At 36.7% G+C, this 23,868-nt stretch carries 18 protein-coding genes and 1 pseudogene; 6 read left to right on the top strand and 13 right to left on the bottom strand.

Features of this window, described 5'->3' with window-relative positions; translation table 11 throughout:
* Positions 1-15: 15 nt before the first annotated feature.
* The 13 genes from tssA to tssB are packed head-to-tail and all read right to left on the bottom strand — an operon-like array spanning position 16 to position 15,543.
* A complete protein-coding gene (tssA, locus tag VXS03_RS08295; RefSeq protein WP_327763158.1) occupies positions 16-1,467 on the bottom strand; it encodes a type VI secretion system protein TssA in 1,452 nt (483 codons plus the stop codon).
* A 13-nt stretch (positions 1,468-1,480) separates the two neighbouring features.
* Positions 1,481-2,185: a type VI secretion system-associated protein VasI gene (vasI, locus tag VXS03_RS08290; protein WP_327763157.1), complete on the bottom strand. Its 705-nt coding sequence runs from the start codon at positions 2,183-2,185 to the stop codon at positions 1,481-1,483.
* Positions 2,155-3,690, bottom strand: coding sequence for a sigma-54 interaction domain-containing protein (locus tag VXS03_RS08285; protein ID WP_327763156.1), 1,536 nt, complete (start codon positions 3,688-3,690; stop codon positions 2,155-2,157). Before VXS03_RS08285 ends, vasI begins: the two co-directional genes overlap by 31 nt.
* Before the next feature lie 5 nt (positions 3,691-3,695).
* A complete protein-coding gene (gene tssH, locus VXS03_RS08280) occupies positions 3,696-6,317 on the bottom strand; it encodes a type VI secretion system ATPase TssH (RefSeq protein WP_327763155.1) in 2,622 nt (873 codons plus the stop codon).
* 9 nt (positions 6,318-6,326) lie between these two features.
* The gene (icmH, locus tag VXS03_RS08275) at positions 6,327-7,121 is read right to left on the bottom strand and encodes a type IVB secretion system protein IcmH/DotU (protein ID WP_327763154.1); all 795 of its coding nucleotides are present in this window, start codon (positions 7,119-7,121) and stop codon (positions 6,327-6,329) included.
* A gap of 5 nt (positions 7,122-7,126) precedes the next feature.
* Positions 7,127-8,461 (bottom strand): type VI secretion system baseplate subunit TssK, encoded by a 1,335-nt coding sequence (gene tssK / locus VXS03_RS08270; RefSeq protein WP_327763153.1) that lies wholly within the window; start codon positions 8,459-8,461, stop codon positions 7,127-7,129.
* 1 nt (position 8,462) lies between these two features.
* On the bottom strand, positions 8,463-8,927 hold the full coding sequence (gene tssJ, locus VXS03_RS08265) for a type VI secretion system lipoprotein TssJ (RefSeq protein ID WP_327763421.1): 465 nt from the start codon (positions 8,925-8,927) through the stop codon (positions 8,463-8,465).
* A gap of 21 nt (positions 8,928-8,948) precedes the next feature.
* A complete protein-coding gene (tagH, locus tag VXS03_RS08260) occupies positions 8,949-10,322 on the bottom strand; it encodes a type VI secretion system-associated FHA domain protein TagH (RefSeq protein WP_327763152.1) in 1,374 nt (457 codons plus the stop codon).
* A gap of 12 nt (positions 10,323-10,334) precedes the next feature.
* Positions 10,335-11,360, bottom strand: a complete 1,026-nt coding sequence (gene tssG, locus VXS03_RS08255; RefSeq protein ID WP_327763151.1) for a type VI secretion system baseplate subunit TssG — start codon at positions 11,358-11,360, stop codon at positions 10,335-10,337.
* Positions 11,324-13,090 (bottom strand): type VI secretion system baseplate subunit TssF, encoded by a 1,767-nt coding sequence (gene tssF, locus VXS03_RS08250; protein ID WP_327763150.1) that lies wholly within the window; start codon positions 13,088-13,090, stop codon positions 11,324-11,326. The genes tssG and tssF overlap by 37 nt, the downstream gene beginning before the upstream one ends.
* Before the next feature lie 2 nt (positions 13,091-13,092).
* Positions 13,093-13,530: a type VI secretion system baseplate subunit TssE gene (gene tssE / locus VXS03_RS08245; RefSeq protein ID WP_327763149.1), complete on the bottom strand. Its 438-nt coding sequence runs from the start codon at positions 13,528-13,530 to the stop codon at positions 13,093-13,095.
* A 4-nt stretch (positions 13,531-13,534) separates the two neighbouring features.
* Entirely contained in the window at positions 13,535-15,007 is a 1,473-nt protein-coding gene (gene tssC / locus VXS03_RS08240; RefSeq protein ID WP_327763147.1) for a type VI secretion system contractile sheath large subunit, read from the bottom strand.
* A 38-nt stretch (positions 15,008-15,045) separates the two neighbouring features.
* Entirely contained in the window at positions 15,046-15,543 is a 498-nt protein-coding gene (gene tssB, locus VXS03_RS08235) for a type VI secretion system contractile sheath small subunit (RefSeq protein WP_327763146.1), read from the bottom strand.
* Between the two features lie 487 nt (positions 15,544-16,030).
* Here tssB and VXS03_RS08230 point away from each other — a divergent pair, with 487 nt between their 5' ends.
* The 6 genes and pseudogenes from VXS03_RS08230 to VXS03_RS08205 form a co-directional block, all read left to right on the top strand.
* Positions 16,031-16,384 carry a PAAR domain-containing protein gene (locus VXS03_RS08230; protein WP_327763145.1) on the top strand — a complete coding sequence of 118 codons (354 nt, stop codon included), beginning with the start codon at positions 16,031-16,033 and terminating at the stop codon, positions 16,382-16,384.
* A gap of 286 nt (positions 16,385-16,670) precedes the next feature.
* On the top strand, positions 16,671-17,189 hold the full coding sequence (locus VXS03_RS08225; protein ID WP_327762240.1) for an Hcp family type VI secretion system effector: 519 nt from the start codon (positions 16,671-16,673) through the stop codon (positions 17,187-17,189).
* 109 nt (positions 17,190-17,298) lie between these two features.
* Complete coding sequence (locus VXS03_RS08220; RefSeq protein ID WP_327763144.1) at positions 17,299-19,365, top strand: type VI secretion system Vgr family protein; 2,067 nt, start codon at positions 17,299-17,301, stop codon at positions 19,363-19,365.
* Positions 19,353-20,150, top strand: a complete 798-nt coding sequence (locus VXS03_RS08215; protein ID WP_327763143.1) for a DUF4123 domain-containing protein — start codon at positions 19,353-19,355, stop codon at positions 20,148-20,150. The genes VXS03_RS08220 and VXS03_RS08215 overlap by 13 nt, the downstream gene beginning before the upstream one ends.
* A 149-nt stretch (positions 20,151-20,299) precedes the next feature.
* Positions 20,300-23,296: a hypothetical protein gene (locus VXS03_RS08210; protein ID WP_327763142.1), complete on the top strand. Its 2,997-nt coding sequence runs from the start codon at positions 20,300-20,302 to the stop codon at positions 23,294-23,296.
* An 83-nt stretch (positions 23,297-23,379) separates the two neighbouring features.
* A pseudogene (locus VXS03_RS08205) lies at positions 23,380-23,868 on the top strand (hypothetical protein); the annotation flags it as partial.

Genomic DNA, 23,868 nt, shown 5'->3' with positions numbered 1-23,868 from the left:
ATATTTTCCCTGTGGTTATTCCACTGCAATATTATTTTTTATTTGTTCAATTAATGACGGTTCCCATTCTTCAACCGACATTGTATTTACTTGATGATATAATGTTTGATATTGATCTAATGCCATTGCAGACAATGCGTTAGCCTTCATTACATCGGCAGATAATAAACGCCAATAAAAAGCATCACGTGGCTCTATAGATTGTGATAATCCTTCATTTAACATTTTAAGAGATGGTGCTATTCCCTCATCTTGTGCTAATACAAGTGCCTCATTTCTTTTATCATTCCAACAGCCGACTTGGTTAGCTTCTGCTATATTAAAACCCCCTACAGAGCTATCTAACCACTTCAAGGTCATTTCGCTAATAAATGGAACACCTCCTTTAAATGAATAAGCTTTCAATGCTGGTAATCGTTGCATAAAGCGTTGTAATTCATCTTTAATAATCGAAGACCATGAATCTTTTCCTAACGCTGTTGCTATGCGATAACTTAAAAAATGTCCATCTAACCAATAAGGGGCTTTCGTTAAACTTTCTTCGACTCGGCGCCACAATTCAATATCAGCTCCGCGCTGTAAGCCTTCTTCATAATCGCTAATACGATCCAATGAAACAGGCATTAACTGTGTTTCTCCATTAACATTAGCATCAGGTAAACTCTGGATTGAATACCACATTGCAAAACGGCGAATACGAATACTTAGCATCACTCCGTCACAACCAAGATCAGAAAGGCACTCAACCGCTTTCAAAAGTGATATTTTGAAGTTACGATCATTACTACTATCGATATCTAAATTAGGGATTGGTGCCGATATCTCTGATATTAAATTCGAAGCTGCCATCATATTATTAGATAAATCTAACCCTGAATTTAAAGTTGCCTTTGGCATTTCAAATTTATGGGTACTATTAACTTTTGCTAATTTATGGTGTAAACGTGCACTAATATCATCAACAACGTCTACTGGTAACATCAGCTTTTCAGCATGCAGATAGAGATCTTGTAATAACGTTTCTAATTCTGTTTTAAGTTCAATATCAAATAAACTACTATCTAACTTATCGGCAGCAACATATGTTCGCTGACAAATTTGATTAAAAAACTTTTTACGATGAACTACACCTCGTTCCCCTGGTATCGGTTGGCATTCAAACCAAAAATGCGAAATGAAATCGATGAGTACACCAATAGATAAAGTAAAACGTTCAGGGGTCGGTTTATATTGTAAGCATTGCATCAATACAGTAAGAAGCTTGATATCTTTTGATTTAGTCGAGAGTAAATTTACAACATTTTTTTCAACGTCATCCCATTGAACTTCACCATGAGATAGCGAGCCTACCTTCATCATTTGACTATCAATAAAATTAAGTTGAGGATCATCCCTCAAGCGCTCACCAATAGGGTTATCTACTGTTATTGGAGAAATTAATTGCTCTCTTAAACTCATCATTGACATATAATATTTCCCCCTACCAACGACAAGTTTCTCGCATTGGTTTTAAAGCCTCTGCAAGATTTTTATTATCAAACTCTAAATTATCTATACCCGCCACATCAGAACGCAATATCAGTTGTGGCGAAGTAATCATCGCCTTTATTGCATCTATTGCAGGTATACCTCGACCTGAACGCAACAAGTAACCACTGTCATCACTGATCCAATCTTGCGTTACAACAGGAGAGCCAGGGATTGATACAGTAACTTTTCCCGCTTTAATTGGATGCGGTAAAATTAATTGAATACGCGTTATTTTTTCAAAACAAGATAACATCAAAATTGGAGCCAATTGAGTCTTAGGTTGTGAAGAAACATTTATTGCAGTTGCAGTTAACCACATACGTGAAAAGTCATTCCCTTCATCTTGCTGATTTAAAATAAATCCTTCTTTTTCTCCACGATTTTTTTCACTATTAACAGCTCGTACCCATGATGGAGAGTACTGAACAACCTCCTTACCTATCAATGCGTTAGATATTACTGGCGGCGTATTTAAAACACTATCAAAACAGTGTAGCCTTTCAAGCTTTGATTCAATATTTCGGCATTGTTGAGCCTGCTCTAACGTAGTCAATAGATTTGATTGCGCAGACACTAAACAGGGAACGAAAGCCAAACTTAGCGATAGTACTATCCATTTCATTATCATCTGATCTGGATCTCCAATTTTTGACATTTATGTGCCAATGTTCGTTTAGGTAAACCTAAACTTGCCGCAGCTTTGGCACGATCACCATTATATTGTTCTAATCGATTCCGAATAATAGCTTTTTCGTAAATTTCTAAAGCAGTACGTAAATCATTAATCATTGAAAAATCATTATCATTAGTAACAAGCTTCTCCACTTCCATTTTTATACCCAATGGAAGCTTAGTGATAAATGCTGATTTTTCAATCAACACATCACACTGAGTTTGCACACAAGCAAATTCAATTAATGACCGTAATTCACGGACATTGCCCGGATAATCTAGACTTTTAAGTTTATTAAGTGCCGAAAGTGACAAGCCTAAAATATTACGTTGTTCACGATCGTTATATTGGTGAATAAAATAAGTTGCTAATTCATCAATATCATTTAATCGACTATTTAAATTTGGTACCAATAATGGATATTGGTATATACGATAATAAAGATCTTGCCTAAAGCCGCCATCATTCACGCTCTGACGTAAATTAACATGAGTTGCAGCAATTAAACGAAAGTTAGAGGATTGTTCTTTATTCGATCCTAATGGGCGATACTGACATGTTTCCAACACACGTAATAATTTAGCTTGCAAAGCAAATGGCAACTCACCCATCTCATCGAGAAATAATGAACCACCATCAGCTTGGGCAATCAATCCCTTACGGCTAGTCAATGCACCAGTGAATGCGCCTTTCTCATAACCAAATAATTCACTTTCAAGTAGATTCTCTGGTATTGCAGCGCAATTAATAGCTACAAAAGATTTATTACGACGAGAAGATAAACTATGTACTGCTTTTGCTACCAGTTCTTTACCTGAACCAGTTTCTCCCTGAACAAATACCGTAAGATTAGAACTAGCAGCTATTGCTATCTGCTCTCGCAACTGCTCCATAACCGCACTATTTCCAATCAATTTACATGCCATATCTAACCATGCATTTTTTTCCTGTTGCTGCGCTTTTAACCGTACAATAGAATCACTCAATTGTTGTTTATGCGAATTTTGCATATCCATATCTTTAAGTAACGTCCACTGCGCCACAAAAGCATCACTAAACTCATGCCAATTGTCGTCTGTCAATAATCCATTAATAATATCTTGCTTACCGATCAGTATTTGAATTGCAGCAATTTGTTTATGACTATTAAATAATGGTGAAATTAATAAACTACTATTAATATCAACCAGGTCAGCCAATTGCTTAAATGCTTTATTCTGTTGCCAATAAACCAACCGATTATGATCAAGTAAAATCAATGATGCTTGCTGTAAGACATGGGAAAATGGATGATCAAAATCATTAACATCCCACACCCAATCTGTATTATCAGCAACAGATAAGGCTCGACCATCCTCTGTTGGATAAACAATATAGCTAGCCGTTAACACTAACTCCTGTTTTAAGGTAGTGTTATAAAACTCAGTCAGCTTTACTCTATCTCGATAGTTAATTAATGCAGATATACAATGAAGCCATTGTTGCATGACAATTACTCCACTTCGCCGCTGAACTGCCCATTTTCAACCGTTAAACGAATACGGTTAATAGCCTCACGGTGTGCAAGTCGATTCAATAAAGCTAAAGAAACAGGTGGTAACATCTGTCCTTCAATAATAGCTTCTAACATACGCGCACCATTTTCTGCACGTGTCGCCCGACGTAAAATCTCTTCAATTAGACAAGGCTCAATGATCACCTCAGCTTTATAACGCGTTGTTAATAACTTCTCTAATCGTGATAACTTACCGCGGACAATCTGTTCCAACACGTCTTTATTAAGAGGTAAATAAGGTACGACTTCCATACGAGCTAATAATGCTGGCTTGAAAAAAGCAGATAATTCTGGATACATTTGCTCTTCTAATAGCTCAGGACGAGCGGCATAATCGACTATCGTTTGATAACCAAGGTTTGACGTTAAGAAAAACACAATATTTTGACAATCAATAATACGACCTTCACCGTCCGCTAATTCGCCTTTATCAAAAGCTTGATAAAATAAATTCAACACTTCGGGATGCGCTTTTTCAACTTCATCAAGCAACACAATTGAATATGGTTTTTTTCGCATAGCTTCAGTTAGAACACCACCTTCACCAAAACCGACATAACCAGGAGGAGAGCCAATTAAGCGAGAAACAGTGTGCTTTTCCTGGTATTCTGACATATTGATAGTTGTTAAGAATTGTTGCCCACCATACAGTTGCTCTGCTAGTTGTATCACTGTTTCTGTTTTACCGACGCCACTAGGACCAACTAATAAAAAAGCCCCTTTTGGCCGTCCTGGGCGACGAAGATCAGCACGTGCAGTTAACAAATGACGATGGATCCCTGCAATTGCCACATCTTGCCCTTTAATCGCTTTTCCTAAAATACGAGGTAATTCAGTAATTTTAGTCAACTCATCAGTGTTCATCTGATCAACAGGTACCCCTGTCCAATCAGCAATAACCTGAGCAATTTGTGCAGCATCTACTTCTGGATAAATGAACAATTCATCATAAGGAATTTGGTCAAGTTGAGTATAAAGATCAACTAACCTATGTCGTAGCTCATCCTCATCAGCAGATAACTCTTTTAGATCAACAGAGCCCACTAATTCTTGAGAGAGAACCTGTCGACGCGTCTCAATGATATCAGTCACTAGTGTTTTTTGTTGTTGCCACGCTTGATATAAAGACTCACACTCAGCTTGTTCTGTATTTTCAGTTTCTATTAAAGCAGCTAAGCGTGCTTCATCTATCGATAATCCTAATTGCTGCTGGCGATGGATCATCTTTATTTCTAACTGACGTTGATGATAGCGGCTCTCTATTTCTGAAATACGTCGTGGTGGAGCACTTAAATTGATTGCGATACGCGCACAAGCGGTATCTAACACATCAATCGCTTTATCAGGTAGTTGACGACCAGAAACATAACGAGCGGACAACTCAGCAGCAGCACGTAAAGCATCATCACTAATTAGTACGTTGTGCGCATTTTCATAAACACTATGTAGACCACGCATAATGTCAACTGCTTGTTCTGTTGTTGGCTCATCAAGTTTAACTAATTGAAAACGACGCGTTAGAGCAGGATCTTTTTCAAAATACTTTTTGTATTCTTTCCATGTCGTTGCCGCGATCGTGCAAAGTTCACCACGAGCTAGAGCCGGCTTTAACAAATTAGCAGCATCACCGCCACCTTCTTGATTACCTGCTCCTATCATTGTATGGGCCTCATCAATAAATAAAATGATAGGTACCGCCGAATGCTTTACTTCATCTAATACAGATTTAAGACGCTTTTCAAATTCACCCTTAACCGAAGCACCAGCTTGCATTAATCCAAGATCGAGAGCCCATAATTCTACTTGTTGTAATGATTCGGGTACTTTTCCAGCAACAATACGTGACGCAAGCCCTTCAATAACGGCACTTTTACCAACACCGGCATCACCAACAACAATGGGATTATTTTTTCGACGTCGACATAAAATATCAATCATTAAATTAATTTCATTATCACGACAAAGAACAGGATCTAATTTTCCTTGGCGAGCTTGTTCGGTAAAATTTGAACAAAAACGAGCAAGAGCACTATTACCTGAAGCCAAGTCTGATGTCACCGATCCAGATGTAGCAGTAGCCACTGGTGTCTCAGATGATTCGACAACTAAAGATGTAAATTGTTTACGGAATGACTCACGGTTAATATTTTCAAAGATTTTAATTAAATTAAATGCCAAATAACGATCTGGACGAATTAATGTCGCTAAGAATATAACACCTGAACGTAATTCAACTTCATTCATTTCAGTTGATGTAAGTAACCACGCCTCTTGTAATAACTCAACCAACAAAGGTGAAAAAGATGGATAAGTATCATTCCCTGTTTCATGTGGCATCGCGTCACCACACATTTGCTTAATAAGTTCACTATTTAAGCCAGCATGATTTATTAAAACTCGCACATCAGATAATGGGTTTTCTAAAAGAGTAAATAAAAAGTGTTCAATCGTAACTTCATTATTTTCTCGGCTCATACACAATGCAGCAGCTTGTTCTAATGCAAGTTTTGTTTGTGCATTTAATTTATTAATTAGTACAGGAAGTTCAATTCTGATCACAGTAATATCCTATTGAAGTATGTGATTAAGCTGCATTAACACATCTGTTGATTTATTATTTAATAAAAATAAATACACAATAAAAATAGCCAACCAAGATAAAGAAAAACCAGAAAATATAGTCCAAAGAGGTATTTCCTTGGTTAATTTATATTTTTTTGCAGCTACATGTTCAATAGCCGACGTCAAAGGTTGAGGTTCTTCATCTTTTAAACGGCGCAAAATTTCATAAAGATTAGCAATGACCTTATCAAAAGCTTCTTTGCCATTATTCATCACCTTATATCTACCCTCAAACCCTAATATTAAGCAAAGATAGATAAACGTAAGCAAATCTTGGTATCTCTCAGGTTCAGTTTCCAACCGAGAAAGAATAGAAAAAACTTTTTCTCCCCCCCACGTTTCATTATGGAATCGAGTAAGTAATGAATGCTCGGCCCAAGCACTATCTGCTCCCCAAGATGTACTCATTACTGCTTCATCAATAAATGAGCATAGAATATAACGATAAGCTAAAATAACGGCATGTTCATAACCAGCTTCAGTAAGTTCAACTTCAATTGCTTTAATTTCTTCAACAGCTTGTTGATAAATTTCTTCAATATTATCGCAACTTCCTAAATGTCTAATACGTAAAGCCATACCTAATAATGGTGTCGCCGCATCAATAAATAAATTAATATTATTCCCACGCAACTGAAACCAAAAATCTTGATCTTGATTGATATCATCTACATTATCAAACAATAAATCGTCATAACTGACATCACGAATATAACCGTTTTTCTTTAGTGCACTATCCATAATAATTAACTCCGAATAGCCCAAAATTGAAGATCAAGATCGGGAAAATCACCCGCAACATGGAATGCAAAACCACTTGAATTAATAAACATTTTCCATGCAGAACTGGTCTTATCAAGCTGGAAATACGTATAACCAGCATGATAGGGCAACTGACGTGGAGCAACCGGCAATTGTGATAATGGAACACCTGGTAGTTGCAAAGAAATAAGTTCACGTATTTTCTCAACTGATGCGATTTTCGTCTGCTGCATAAACAACTTACGTAATTCATCCTGAGGCATACGAGCCCGAACTGCCAATATAAATTCAGCATCAATAACAAGGTTAGTATCTTGAATAGATGCCACCATAAGACCATATTTACGCTTATGGAGTTGAATAGATACTGCACGAGGCTCCAATACAATACTTAATGCTTGGCGTAACATTAACATTACAGGTATAAAAGAGAGCTCTGGCATATCATGATCATAACTACTAAATTCTGCCGCTATCCGGCTTTCATCTGTAAACGTTGCAAGCTCACCACAAATAGACGTCAATTCTTGATATAACCTTTCAGGATGAACACCACGTAAATGTGAAATATGCTGTAATTTAGGTTGAGTGCGATTTAGCATTTGCAACAACATAAAATCAGCGACATCTGCAACTCCACCTTGATTTGATAACCCAATACGTAATGCAATATTTTTTGCACGCTCTCGCATTAACCCAGCCATTTCACCAATGAAACGCTGCAAACGTGGTACTGCTTTCACATTAACGTGACAAGGAATAAACTTATCATCTAGCATTACACTACCATCAGGTCGTTTTTCTAGAATACGAGCAATAGCAATAGAAGCATAAGCGCTACGATCGTCCTTGCCCAACATTAGCCTAATACTCGTTGAGCTAACATCAATCAAACAACTATCGCCTTGTAGGGAATGAATATCTCTCACTTCTTCACGTTTAGACTTATAACGAGTCATACTACTAGAGTTGTTCCAGTCTACCTCCGTCAGAAAATCACTTCGTAAAGGAATCGCTAAATAAACAATTTGATTGGCAAGTGAGCTATCAATAATTTCTAATGCATCAGGTAACAAATCTTGCTGAGGAATATTAAATGATGTCCCATCTGGCATAATTCCAGCGGCTCGTTCTATTGCAATACGACCAAAACTCAAGAATTCTAAATTTAAACTTAATTCTGTTATACCATATAAATATAAACCAACAGAGTTAAGTCTTTCGTCGATCACACTTTCAAAATAGCGTTGCTGTTGTTGAAAATGTTGAGGCTTTATAAAAAGCCCCTCATTCCATATAACTCTGCTTCTTGATGACATATTACTCAACCCTATCCAACATTACTTGATTGTCTTTTATATAAATAAGTAGATGATAATCTCTACCCAATGTTTTTACTTTTACCGATTTCTTCCAGTCACTATTATCACTGTCGGAAAAAAATGCCATAACACCAATATATCTAGTCGTATCATCTAATTTTATTTTTTCAATAAATTTAAACTTACTGGGTAGCAATACATAATCATAATCATCAACATAATTACTTTTCAGTGCTTTTCTATGATTAGTTGCTAATTGATCATAAGATGCCGAACTGAACATTGAATCATCTTCAAGTTCAAAAACTTTTAATTCTACAGGTGATGCTTCTTCATTATTATTTATATTTATCGAGTCAGTGGTAACCATACTTATTGTTACTGTACTAGGCTCTAAAGCTGGTTCATATTTAGAGCTACATCCAACTAAAAATAATATCGATATATATATGGCAGCATGCATCAAAGAAGAGAAGTTCACAGTCTATACCTCCTGCTGTTTCTCACGCAGGTTCTTATCATAAGATTGATCAAAAATTTCCCAAAATAACTTTTCAAAACCATGTTGACGATTTGATGTTAGCTCTTTATGGTAATTCTGATACATTCCCCAAGCCCATGCTTCAGGTGATTCGTTCATTATTTGCCCTGAACGGCGATAACGTAAAAAACGACGCATCAAGACCTCCGGTGAAAAGGCTTGTATGATTTGATTTAAAGCATCATTAATCGCAATATGTACCGCTTCATTATGATCTTTAACCGTACGTAAACTTTCTTCAATCGCTTCGGGGCCAGATAAATGAACTAGACTACGTTTGTTATCAAACATAACCTGTATTGTTTCGTTATAACTCAATCCTAGCCGTAATGGATTATCTTCAATCGGCTGTAAATTTTTATTCATTACACCATAATGGCTAATATTTACTTGTTGATGAAGTTCAATCAATCCTTTCACTGCGGCTTGTAATGATGCTCCCATTTCCTCAGAAAGCATTTGCATATCAGCAAGGTTATCACTATTACTTGTTCGTACGCCTAATCCACGAAATAATGGCCCCGTTAATAAATGATTTTCATCATGAATTACAGCAGATTGATTATTTGAGTAAGAAAACTCTCGGCTCATTTCCTCTTCAAGTAAATCCAGTGTATTATCGTCCATTATCTTATCCTTATTGATATATGTTGCCGTATTAGATGGCTTTAAGCTCTCATTAATATTCGATTTAAATCCACTTAACGAAATAGCTGAAGTCAGATCACGATCAGTATCTGCTTGTATTGTTCTATCATGACCAAACCACTGTTGTTGACCATTAATTAATGACTGGGTATCTGATGGAGAATGTTGTAATACCAATTCAGTATCTAAATTTTGTTTTAAGGCATCAAGTGCAATTAAAGGATCATCAATAGCAATCTCTTTCTCCTCAACTATCAAATCTAGTTCATCACCAAATAAATCGAAATGTTCTGAGTCAGATAACATTTGTCCTATATCTTTATCCTTGCCCCTAAACAAGCTATCAACAGAAACTCGAATCAAATAAGGTCCAAGGGAAATAACATCATTTTCATTTAATCGAGCATGCTTATCCCAACCAATCGGCATTCGAGCATCATTAATATACGTTTGGTTAGAAATATCTGTTATGCAAAAACATCCATCAACAAATGATATTTGACAATGAGTCGACGCTAACTTCCCTTGGCGATCTTTAAGACACCAATCGCTAGATACACTGGAGCCAATCGTTCCTCCGTTAGTAGAAAACTCTTTTGTTGCAGATAGACCGGGTTCTAAATACTGCGTATTAGTAATTTTTAGTTTCAAAAATCGCGGCTCAGCCATATGTTTATCCTTTTACTGACGAACTTGGATACAAACTTTACAATCTTTATCAACTTGACCTAAGAAAGAAGACCAACCTAATGATACAGTTGAATTTTTTCCTAATTTAAATAATGGTACTTCGTCTTCTTTAAGCTCTAATTCCAAATCAAATGCCATTTGCTCACGAAGAATAAATTCAACTAATTTACAAAATGACTCAAATTCTTTGCCTGAAGGTAAAAAATCATTAAACCGTTCTTGGGTTAATCCTTTAATCTCAATAACAAATTTACCTGTGCAATCTCGAACTTTTGAACCAATAATCGTACTGTTACCTAACGCACTGTTAGCCATACCAAGACACATTCGCTGATGGGCGGGTATAGCCACACTACGCTCTTCCCACTGCCGAATAAAAACATTATCTAAATCAAAGCAATGTGCGATAATTCCTGAAACTACTTGCGGAGATCGACTTCTGCCCGCTAGAGTGCCAGCATAAGACAACATTTTTCCCCAATTAATAGCCGTTTCGCTACGTAATTCATCATCAGCAAGACCAACAAAAGCAAATAGCTGAGATGAAAATCCGTCATTAGCATTTCCTTGAAAACGAATGTAGTAACGGTATTTACGCCAAATACGATAAACTAGAGCCAATAATCGATTATTAAAAAAATCGAGAAAGTGACGACGAACACCGGTTTCACTTTCTGTCGCTATTTGTTCTAGTAAAAATCCGGGTAAAGGTGATTGCGCACCATTTAAACCAAAAAAAGTGGTTTCAATACAAAAACCGCCTTGCTCTAATAGCTCTAATTTTGATATATCACTTATTGCAAATCCTAAGCTAGGATTAGCCTTAAACAACAAGCGACAATTTGCTTCCCATCCTTCACTATCAGGATCTTGTTCAGCTAAGTTTTGTAATAACTCAACTAACTGATAAAAATCATAGGATCGCGCTTGTTTTTGTAATATCGCTACTTTTTCTGATGTTAAATCGATATCATCAAACATTAAATCAAGGGCTGTAGACCCACTTGCGTTCCCCATGAATACCGTTCCTGATTCACACTATTAATCACAATAAGCTCATGAAATGAATTAATACTGGCATATAATGAGAAAAAACGGCTCAGCACACTACCAAATAAATACAAATCACCTTCTGAACTAAAAGCCTCCTGATTGAGTTCTAACTCAGACTGTAAACCTCTAACAGGTAACCCATTAATAATTCTATCTATTGGTTTAGAGGTTATTTTTAGAATCCCATCAAGGCGTTGTTTTGCTACACGCTCGGCCTGTCGATCAACAAGAGCTCTAAAGTCATACGCACGTAACACAGAACAAAGTGCATCTTTCGATAATAATGAAAGATAATTCAGCGATAAATTAGAAATCAACGTCCACAATAAACTACCATCTAACGTTGGCCTTAACGGTTGTGTTGGCTCTGTAATATTAGAAAAAGTAGCAAATGATGGCGAGCTATTAGTCGGGACACAAATATCACCCAAACCTAATTCCAACGGTAATTGTCTATTTGTACATGTTAGCTGTAATGAGATAGCTTCACTAAATCCGATACTTTGAGTCTCATCACCACGTACAAAAGAAATATAATGGTCAAAACCATCATTACGCATACTGTCTTTAACTCTGGCACGGTAATAAAGAACTAAGCGATGACGAGATCGCTCTATTTCATGCTGAAAACTTTCAAAAGCAGTATAAACACGTTTTTGCCCTCTCATTCGTGATTCATGTGTTTCTTGTTGACCTTGCACATAATCAATATTAAATATCTCAAAATGAGTAGGAAAACGACTTGAAGGCATTATTCTATATTCAGAACGTTTTCCTGTGAGATCAATAGGATCAGCGTCATGAGAAAATAAATTAATAACCGGCGTACAAAATAATTTAAAACACTCATCACGGACACGAACATCCGTAGGTAATGTCTTTGAAAATACAAATCGAAGGTGAAACACATTACCCATATCTGAAGTAATAAAACGATCTAAATTTTCCACATCACCAAATAAAAATGCATCAGGAAACGTTAAATATTCTTGTAAAATTCGATACCCTTCATATACATTCTTTGGATATGGCATCACTGCATCGGCACTTTCAAAACCACGACTTTTAAAATTTGATGCAGGTATAGAGAATTGCTTATCTCCACATATCAATTCAATATGTGATAAATAGTGATTCAGCCATAAATAAAGCATTTGAGCACTATAGTGTTGCCCTCCAATAAAAAACTGTATTGTTTTTAGATTAATATCACTAAGGTCTTGCTCACCTAAAACATCTAACGTCAAATCAATCGTTGAAGATTCACGACTATGTGTCGTCGATATATCTGCCAGTTTTAATGGATAAATATCTACATCTCTGCAAGTTTTAAATCTACATACAGTTTCTAGTACAGCTTTGCTATCAACATCAGTATTGGCTTTTATTATTTGACGAACACTGATCGCTTTTTCAATCGGTAAAAACTGAACAATACTAAAACTAGGTACAGGACGTAAATAATTAGGCCATAACATATTAATGATGGAGTGCGTTAACTCCGGGAATTCATCCTCAACCTTTTCACGTAAGCGCGAAGTTAAAAAAGCAAACCCTTCTAATAAGCGCTCAACATCAGGATCTGTATTTTTCCCTTGCAAAAAACGGGATAGTTGGGGATGTACTTCTGTAAAAGCACCCCCTTGCTCTTTTAAAAAAGCCAGTTCATCTCTAAAGTATTTTTCTTGTGACAAAATCAAATTACTCGGTATTTACGATTGTTATCCAACAGTAAATCAATACGTACTGATTCATGTAACGCGCTAGAATTAATACTAGCGGCAATGTGGAAATAAATATTTAATGGACTTCCATCATCAGGTATATATTGAATATCGATCTGTTTTAATCGTGGCTCATAACATTCAAGACAATTACGAATGGCTATTTTAATCTGTAGTGCCAGATCATGAGTCCCCAATGTTGCATCATTAAAATCAATTAAACCTAACTGTGGCGCACTCATAGCCTCGCCAAGACGACTATTTAGCAATTGCGCTACATTCCGTTTTATTGAATCTAATATTTGCTTAATTTCAGGAGCTTTCGTCATTGTTATTTGAGGTGTATCAGTCTCTAAACGTTCAAAGAGACTGACACCATAAGCTCTATCTGCTAGCTCAATATAGGACATTAAATTATGCCTGATCTAAACGACCAACTAGCGACAATTCAAAGTTTGCCCCCATATATTTAAAGTGAGGTCGTACAGACAATGCAACTTGGTACCAACCTGGATCACCTTCAACATCTAGAACTTCAATTTTTGCTGCACGTAATGGACGTCGGCTACGAACATCTGCAGGTGGATTTTCTTGATCTGCAACAAACTGTTTAATCCAAGCATTCAACTCACGCTCAAGATCTTGACGTTCTTTCCAAGAGCCGATTTGTTCGCGTTGTAACACTTTTACATAATGTGCGAGGCGGTTAATGATCATCATATAAGGTAGTTGAGTACCTAATTTAAAGTTCATTTCATCTTCACGTCCCTCTTTTGTATTAGGGAACGCTTTTGGTTTTTGAATTGAATTGGCAGAGAAAAATGCCGCATTATCACTACCTTTACGCATCGTTAATGCAATAAAGCCTTCTTCTGCTAATTCAAACTCTTTACGGTCAGTGATCAAAACTTCTGTTGGTATCTTAGCTTGTAACTCACCTAAAGATTCAAACAGATGAACAGGAAGATCTTCAACAGCCCCTCCACTTTGAGGACCAATAATATTAGGACACCAACGGTACTGCGAAAAACTATCGGTTAAACGCGAAGCTAATGCAAATGATGTATTCCCCCATAAATAATTATTATGAGAATCACTAACATTTTCACGATAATTAAATGTTTTTGCCGGATTATCATTAGGATCGTATGGGGTACGCAATAAAAAACGAGGAGCAGTTAGAGCAAGATAACGTGCATCATCGGAATCACGTAATTGACGCCACTTAATATAACGAGGACTATCAAACGTTGCTTTTAAATCTTTAATATTTGGTAATTCTTCAAAAGATTCGATACCAAAGAACTCAGGAGCAACACCAGAAATAAAAGGGGCATGGGCCATAGCACCAACAGCACCTATATACTGTAATAATTTAATATCGGGTGATGATGGAGTAAATGCATAATTACCAATAATAGCCCCAATAGGTTCACCACCAAATTGACCATAACCAGAAGAATATACATGCTTATATAAACCCGACTGAGACGCTTCTGGCGCAAACTCAAAATCGTCTAGTAATTCGTCTTTAGTTACATTTAATATTTCAATTTTATTGTTTTCACGAAAATCAGTACGATCAACGAGCATTTTCACACCACGCCATGCAGATTCAATTTTCTGAACTGCCTCGTTATGCAAAATCTCATCCATTTGAGCGCTAATCTTACTATCAAGTTCAACGAGCATTTGATCGACAAGCGCTTTATTGACTTGATCAACACCATTCTCACTACCTAGTAAATTTTCGATAAAGGCAGCAACACCTTTTTTTGCAATATCGTAGCCATCATCATTTGGTAGCATGCGAGTTTGAAGCATAATTTCATCAAGTAAGCTACCTTGAGTTGCATTTGACGATTCAACAACTTTTTGTACAGACATTTATTGGTCCTTTAAAAGAATTAAAACAACAGAAATAATTACTGTTCTGTTTCACCACTAACAAGTTGCAACTCACTTAATAACTTTTCACGAGACTCTTGAGACTCAATAAGCTCTTGAAGACAAGAACGAAATGCAGGAATATTTCCAAGTGGCCCTTTTAAAGCAACTAACGCTTCTCTTAACTCAACTAGTTTTTTTAATTCTGGGACTTGCTGACTAATTGCATCAGGAGAAAAGTCATCTAGTCCTTTAATCGAAAGTGAAATAGATAAATCAGAATCGTCATCAGATAATTTATTTTTAATTGCTGTCGTCAACATTAAATTACTTTCACGCATAACTGATTCGAAATTGTTTTTATCAATTAATACAGCTTTACGATCTTCAATTGCAGTATTTTCTTCTTGACCTTTAAATTCGCCGATAACTAATGTTTTTAATGGTAATTCGACTTCTGATTGCACATCACCGCTATGGGGAACATATTTAATATTAATACGCTCTTTTGGTGCAACGCTGCCTTCTTTCGACATATTTTATCCCTGTTATATTTATTTTTGAATCAAACTAGCCATTTGAAATCGTATGACAATAGCCTTATGTTGCATAAGGTTCGAAGCGAATTAAACCTCTAATATCACAATCATTCAAGTATCAACATCCAGAAATGTATACAAGATACAAATACAAAAAAAACAAAAAACAAAAAATAAAAATACATATTTTACAAAAATATTTTATTTTACAAAAAGTTAAGAAAATCCTCTCATATCTTTACTTAATTCATCACCATCACCACATAAAAATATAACTCATTGTTTATAATGAAATATTTTCAAAAAAAATATATTTTTAGAATGGCTTCACAAAAATGAAATGTATACAAAAACAACAATCACAACTGATATTTTGCAACAACATGCACCCAATTAATAAACATCAACACTAATCAGGCAAATTATTGCCTATTTTTTTAATGTGTTACCCTAATTACATTTATTACTATGGAATAATAATTAAATGAATGATGTCATCACGTTAGGCAGTAAAACATCAACAGGAGGTACTGTAATATCAGGTAACTCAAATGTAATGATAAATGGACAGCCAGTTGCGCTCGTTGGTGATACAGCAACTTGTCTCTGTGGTCGAAAAAATTGTAAAGGCCAAGGTCCAATAGTGGCTCAATCCCCCCGAGCAGCAAATGTCAATGGAATAAATTTTGCTCGTGTAGGTGATCTTGTAAATACAGGATGCGGCAGTTGTTTTCTTAATCCAAGTTCACATACTGTCAGCCTTAATACCAACACAGCTAAACCCGCAAATATGGGAAGCGGCATTAAAATAGGGAACAAAGTGCATATTAATAATTAAATTAGACATAACTCTTATCTATCACTATCGATGGCATCAAACAGTATTGATAGTGCCTTTTTTATACTTTCAAAAACTTTACACATTGAATATGAGCAATAACTTGCCTGGTGAGCAAGTTATTGCCCACCCCAAGCAACAACTTGCCCAGAAAAACTAAAACACTGAGCAAGTCAAATTAAAATAATTAAAAAAAACAATAACTTAAAAAGATCAACAACATGGCATACTTAATGCTTATACCATTAAATAATGATTTTATTTTTAGCGTATGAAGGACATTACAATGCCAACTCCATGTTATATCTCTATTCAAGGTCAAACTCAGGGCAACATCACTGCGGGTGCATTCACTGCAAATTCTGTCGGCAACATTTATGTTGAAGGGCATGAAGATCAAATGTTGGTGCAAGAGTTTAAGCACATTGTAACCGTGCCAACTGATCCACAATCAGGTCAACCTGCTGGTCAGCGTGTCCATAAACCTTTCAAATTTACCGTGGCATTAAACAAAGCTGTGCCGTTAATGTACAACTCATTGGCTTCTGGTGAAATGTTGCCAACGGTTGAACTTAAGTGGTACCGCACATCTGTTGAAGGTAAACAAGAACACTACTTCACAACCACGTTAACCGATGCAACGATTGTGAATATCGACAATCAAATGCCACATTGCCAAGATTCAACCAAAGCTGATTTCACTCAGCTTATTGAAATCTCAATGGCTTACCGCAAAATTAATTGGGATCATACGGTTTCTGGCACATCGGGTGCTGATGACTGGCGTGCTCCGCTAGAAGCGTAAGAATCAAATAATTATTGCCCGTACTGCCTCCAGTGCGGGCTTTTGTCGTTTATGCCTGTGCTAAGGCATTCATTCATCGCTTTAGCATAGGTTTAATTGAGGTAATATCATGGCACAACAAACAGGATTACAATTTACCTTCACGGTTGAAGGACTTGATGCATCAACATTTGCTGTGACTGAATTTAAAGGCAACGACACCTTGTCTTTACCTTTTTCTTTTACAATCAATTTAGCCAGCCGCAATCCCAATTTAACGCCAATTGAAACCATTGATCGTAATGCGGTTCTGACAGTTTGGCAGCAGGGTGAATTACAACAACAATGGCATGGTATAGTGCGCCAATTCACTCAAGGCGATACCGGCCATAGCCACACAATCTATCACGTTGAATTTGTGCCACCTTTGGCACGGTTAGCCTTACGTCAAAATAGCCGTATTTTTCAAACACAAACGGTGCCAGAAATTATTTCTATCTTGCTGCAAGAAATGGGCATTAATGACTATGGTTTTGCGATCAGCCGCCAATTAGTACAGCGTGAATATTGCGTACAATACCGTGAAAGTGATTTAGCCTTTATCGATAGAATTGCCGCAGAAGAAGGGATTTTTTATTACTTCAATCACGACAATAACAAAAACACCCTCATTTTTAGTGACGATACTCAACACGCTGTCAGTCTCGTTGAGCCTCTGGTTTACAACAGCCGTAGTGGTGGTCGCAGTAGCGTACCGTTTATTCGAACTTTTGCGCGTAATACCCAAATTTGCTCATCATCCGCTCAGCTAAAAGATTACAGTTTTAAAAAGCCGGCTTATAGTTTTTTACAAACTTCAGTAGCGAAAGAAGCAGATTACCAACAAACCACCTATGAGCATTTTGATTACCCGGGTCGTTATAAAGACGATGCCAGTGGTAAACCTTTTGTGCAGTTTCGAATTGAATCTCTTCGACGCGATGCTCAGACCGCGAATGCCAAAAGTAATGTACCCACTATTCTTCCCGGCGTGAAATTTACGCTGCAAGAGCATGATGATGAAACCTGTAATCGTGATTGGTTAATCATTGCCGTTACCCATGTTGGCACTCAACCCCAAGCATTAGAAGAAGCCGGCGGTGAAGGTGCAACAACCTATAATAATGAGTTTGTTGTCATTCCCGCTCATCGTCCTTGGCGTCCGCCGTTTAATGCCAAACCCACCGTTGATGGCCCACAAATCGCGCTGGTTGTTGGTCCTGAAGGTGAAGAAATTTATTGTGATGAATTTGGGCGTGTCAGAATTCAGTTCCCTTGGGATCGTTACAGTAACAGTGATGATAACGCCAGCTGTTGGGTGCGAGTTTCACAAGGTTGGGCGGGTAGCCAATATGGTATGGTTGCCCTGCCTCGTGTTGGCCATGAAGTCATTGTCAGTTTTTTAGAAGGTGATCCTGATCAACCGATCATCACTGGCCGTACTTATCATGCTACTAACCAGCCCCCTTATGAATTACCTGCTCATAAGACCCGCACTGTTTTACGCACTGAAACCCACCAAGGTGATGGCTATAACGAACTGCGTTTTGAAGACCAAGCCGGAAAAGAAGAAATCTACGTTCGAGCGCAAAAAGATGTCAATGTCTTAGTTGAAAATGACCGTACCGATAACATTAAACATGATTTACACCTTGATGTAGAAAATGAGCGCTTTACCCAAATAAAAATGAATGATCATTTAACGGTTGATGGTGAAAGTCGTCAGCACGTTAAAGGTGACTCTACCCTCACCGTTGATGGCAACCTACACATGAAACAAGGTAAAGCCTTGTTACTCGATGCAGGTAATGAAGTGCATTTAAAAGCAGGCAGTAAAATTGTCATTGAAGCCGGTGCGGAGTTAACCCTTAAAGCTGGCGGTAGCTTTATCAAAATTGATGCATCTGGTGTGTCAATATCAGGAGCTGCAATTAACCTCAATTCAGGCGGTAGTGCAGGTAGTGGTTCAGGCTATGCGGGTGTTTCACCATTATTACCGGGGGCGGTTGAAGCGGCTGCTCAATTAGAGAAAGTATCTCCTCTCTTTTCAGCCGCTCTTTTAACAGCAAGCCGAGCAAATATTCCGCTTTTGCCTCTATGCGGTTTGCAGACTGACGGTCAATGCCAACGAGGGGAGCAATGTTTATGCAAGAAATAACAACCCAGAAATTAATCCAAGACATGATCCCAACACTTATTGATAGCGGATTTATGCTTTATCTCGTTATTGAGAGTATGGACGTAACCAATATAAGTGAACTCATCAAAAATGATGAAAAAGAAGCCCTATTTATCAACACGCGCTTCTCATCTGTAATGGATGCAAGCCCATATGTAGTTTGTCTTAATGACATCAATATTGATCTTCTAAATCATATACTCAAAGAACTCTCTGGAATAATCATTGTATCAACACTGCCACTTAACGAGGTAAGACACCTGTTATCACATTATTTAGAAGTGAACAGTGAAGAACTTGGCGCGACATATTTGAGATTCTATTCACCTAGTGTGTGCGTTTCATTATTAAAGCAGCAACCAGAAATATTCTATGGCTTTAGTGTTATTTCACCTCTAATGACACGAAATAATTGGGGCTATAGTAACTTTCAACAGTATGATTTAAAAAAGAAAACAATAACCATTACTGATCATACAACACAAATTATGATGCTAAATCGTTGGGGGGCATGGTTAAGTTCACTCCCCACCTGGCAACAAAAAACAACAGAAGATATTTCAAAAGGCTCAGAAACTATAGAAACATTAGTCAGTAACCAATTGAGAGATCAAATGTTATTAGAAAAATGGCGCACATTACTCGCAGACAATATAAGAATTATTGGTACCGCAGAGTTTCAAGAATTACTACGCCAGCCTTCAGATGAAGATATTCGCTATGACGCAGTAATTCAATTAATTGCCGCACACCAGTTCTCATAGTGTCATAAAAAATATTTTCATGGGATGTTAATACTGATGATGTAAATAGCGATAAATAAAATAATCGATGACAAAGCACTCAATTCTATTGATAAAAATCAGAACATAACACCAGAACCCTATCATCAATTAAATTAAGAAACGAAAAAATGAACAATTCAGACTCAACCTCTTCAATAGAGGATAGAAAAGTCACTCAGCTACCACCAAATGATAAACAGCCGATTGGTGCTGATCAAATTTTATTTCCTAGCAATATAAGAACGTGCTCGAAAGACACAAGTAACAAAGAGTACGAGGATATTGCTTACTTTATTGAAGGAAATGCGTTTTATTTATTAGACGAATCAGCTTGTAATTATTTTAAACAAGCAGAAAAAAAACTTCAGGGAGCCAAAAATCCAGAAGAACTAATGAAAACCTTAGCTCAATCTAATATTCTTGGTGGTCTTCTCAGTGCTGATATCACGTCATTCATCGCTGACGTCGACAAGGCAGATTACCAAGAACTTGAAGAATGGCTTAATAATCCATTACCTCACCTCAATGAAAGTACTAACGCGTATGGTGCTGCTGAATGGGTAAAAGTACAAAAGAAAAAACGACAAGTCATTCTAGATAAAGCACAAGCAAAAGCGAAATCAGAAGGATATATCTTTGAAGATGGGTCACTTTATAGCTACCGAGAACCAAAAATAAAAAAAGCAATTAAACGTTACCTCGCTGCTAGAGAATCATTTCTGGAAGAATCCAATATCACTCCTCAGGTGCAACTTGAGATATTAAAAACACGCTTACAATCTCTCAACAAACTAAACATTGTTGGTGGTTACCATGTAAAAGAAGCAGCAGAATACGCTCAAAAATATTTATTAAAACAAATAGACAACACAGAAAAACAACTTGAAGCGTTAACGACAAGCATAGAAGAACTTGCGATATTGGGTATAGCAACACCTGAACTAGCCTTAGCTGGAAAAGAGGAGTTACCAGCAGGACAACAACATTACGCTCAATATTTTGATTACTTAAAAAAAGCCAAAGAATTTGAGGAGTCTCTTCACAAGCGACTAAAAACACTGTTAAAAGCAACAAACAGCTATGCAATACCACCTAATAGCCTTTTTAATAGAGAATATGAGGTGTTAAAGCAACAACAAAAAGAAGCTATAAACATTCACCTTTCAGCCATAAAGAATATTTTCAATATGTCTAGCTCACTTTTTTTACTGTGGGATGCGGAAGATTATCGTCAAAAACCAATAAAATATATTGTAAAAGGTAATTTTCCTTTACGGGAATATATTCTTGGCAGCAAAAAAGAACAAACTGGTGAAGGTGAATTTGATCAATTACGCTATATTAGTCTCAATAACATACCGCAGCCAAATAATCGTGCCAATAAAGACATATCACCAGAAGAAAACTCTGGTGACACAATTGAGCGAATGTTAGATTGTAATGTTACAAAGTTAGCTATTGAAGATGAGTGGTTTGATAAAAAAGGTTTATTCAATGTAAATGCGTTTTGTGACGCGCTAAAACATAAAAATATTCTAGTAAAAAGCCTCGTCGAAAAGGAATCATCAAAAACATGGGGCAAAGCCGTTACTAAAGTTCTTTTTTCAAAAAAATTAAAACAGCGTTTATCTCCTTTTGATGATAGTAAGCAAGCTCAATTTTTTAGAATGACGATGCTATCACTAGACACCGGAGTAGGAAATCCACTGGAGATTTCAGCGACGAGAAGTAATGGAAACAACATAGCCATTGAAGCTTTACCTATGGAAGTCCAATCTGAATTAATACTCGCTAAAGGTGAAGTTAATATAACCAAAATGTTAACAGGCCAACCTTTTATTAAAGTACCTAAGAAAACTATTTCCGATACAGATCGGAACCAAAAAATAAAGCTTAAGTATTCTGATAAAGGCCAAAAAAAGATTATTAACTTTCAGTTTGGTGCATATCAGGCTCTTATGTACTGTAAAGCTTGGGGCTTTGCTGGAGCAAGTATTGCATTAGGTAGTAAAATTGAATTTGGCGAAGATGGCTTTATGATCCCAGATTTATTTCAAGTCAATGATGGGCAACTAACACACAACCTAGAATTAGGATTGAAGGCAGGTCTAGAACTAGGAGGATTTCTTTTATGGTATCCCCCATCAGGTTATCCCGACTTTTTAGTTGATAAAACAAAACGCTCACATCAATTAATCAAAGGCGCTTTAAAACTCGAAAGTAGTATAACCGCCGAAGTACCGATTCGCTTTCGTTTTGCCAATAAGAAATTATCGATTGGTATTAGTATTGGCCCCCCCTCTACCAAACTGTCTTTTGAGGGAGAAATCAATCCAAGCATGGTCGGAGCATGTGTTTGGCAATTTCAGCGATTATTAAGACAAGCACACTACCATCGCATTGATATTGTTGAAAATGATGAAACGTTTAAACAACTATCTCTGTTGAGTAAAGGGATTCTTTACAGTCAATTAAACATTGGTTTATTTTTAGCAAAACAAAAAGACACTTTCGACCAAATTTTAGATATTTTTGAAAGAAGCTCCGCTGGCTTAGTCGCCTATACCTTGATTAACGGAGATGACAAGATATTAGCTGAATGGACACGATTGTTAGTTCCCGAAGCATTAGGGCCGCTATTGTATACATTAGTTTCTTTACCTAAAGAATTTAATGTAATAGATAAGAATCCAATTAAAATCGAAAAAAATGAAGCATTACTGATGCAACAATTGGCACTGTGTAAAGTAATTAACTGGCTTGGTAATAACCATATCATGAGCACAGAGCAAAAAGCCGCAACCAGACAAATGCAAAAAGCGCTTGAGAGAATGAACCCTAACAGCAAAGTGTCTAAATCAAATGATGTGAAAATGAATGATTTCCTTGTCAACAGACGCACTATTATAAAATTCATGGAAAAGGATTTTGATGTAGACATGAAAAAGCTCTATAACCGTAAAAACTCAACAAATCTCTACAAATATCTAAATAATGGTAAATTTTATATAGAATTTGACGCGTTAACAATCAAGTTATTCGACACTTATTACAAAAACAAAGATAAATACGCGAATGCCGCCTTTGATGAAGGATTAGCCCCTTTCAACAATGCCCATAATTAAATTTACTATTACTATTACTATTGAGCTTTTGAGGCTAACAAAGTAATGGTTACAACACATATGAACTTAAGGATTAATGAATAATGCAAAAGATAAAAATAGGCTATCGATGGTTATTATGCCTGTGCTTATTGTTTGTTTCACAAACACAGGCTCAAACATTCCCAGCACCAAACACTATGTCTGTTGAGAATGCCTATCAATTAGGGGGGTTACTTGTAGACCAATATAAAATTAAACAAGGGCAACCTTATTTGAAATACGCGGCCGACAAGGGTAATGCAGAAGCAGCTTTAGCTTATTCTCGAAGCCTATCAACAAATGTAATGGTTCTTGGCCCCCAAGAACATGAATATGCAGTTAAAGCCGCCAAACTTGGAAATGAAGATGCAATGCTAACACTTTCTCTGAATAGAAATATTTTTGGAGATAGAGAGGAATTCAGAGTCGCATTACTCAAAAACTTAAAAGAAAAAGCAGAACAAGGTAATGCTGATGCGATGCGAAAACTATCTCTTTTGTATTTTGGTTCTTCAGAGGAGCTTGATTGGTTAAAAAAATCAGCAGAGCAT

The sequence above is a fragment of the Photobacterium sp. S4TG1 genome (genome assembly GCF_036040035.1).
GTDB lineage: Bacteria > Pseudomonadota > Gammaproteobacteria > Enterobacterales > Vibrionaceae > Photobacterium.
Note: the sequence above shows the minus strand (reverse complement) of the source record. Positions and strands in the feature narration are given on the sequence as shown.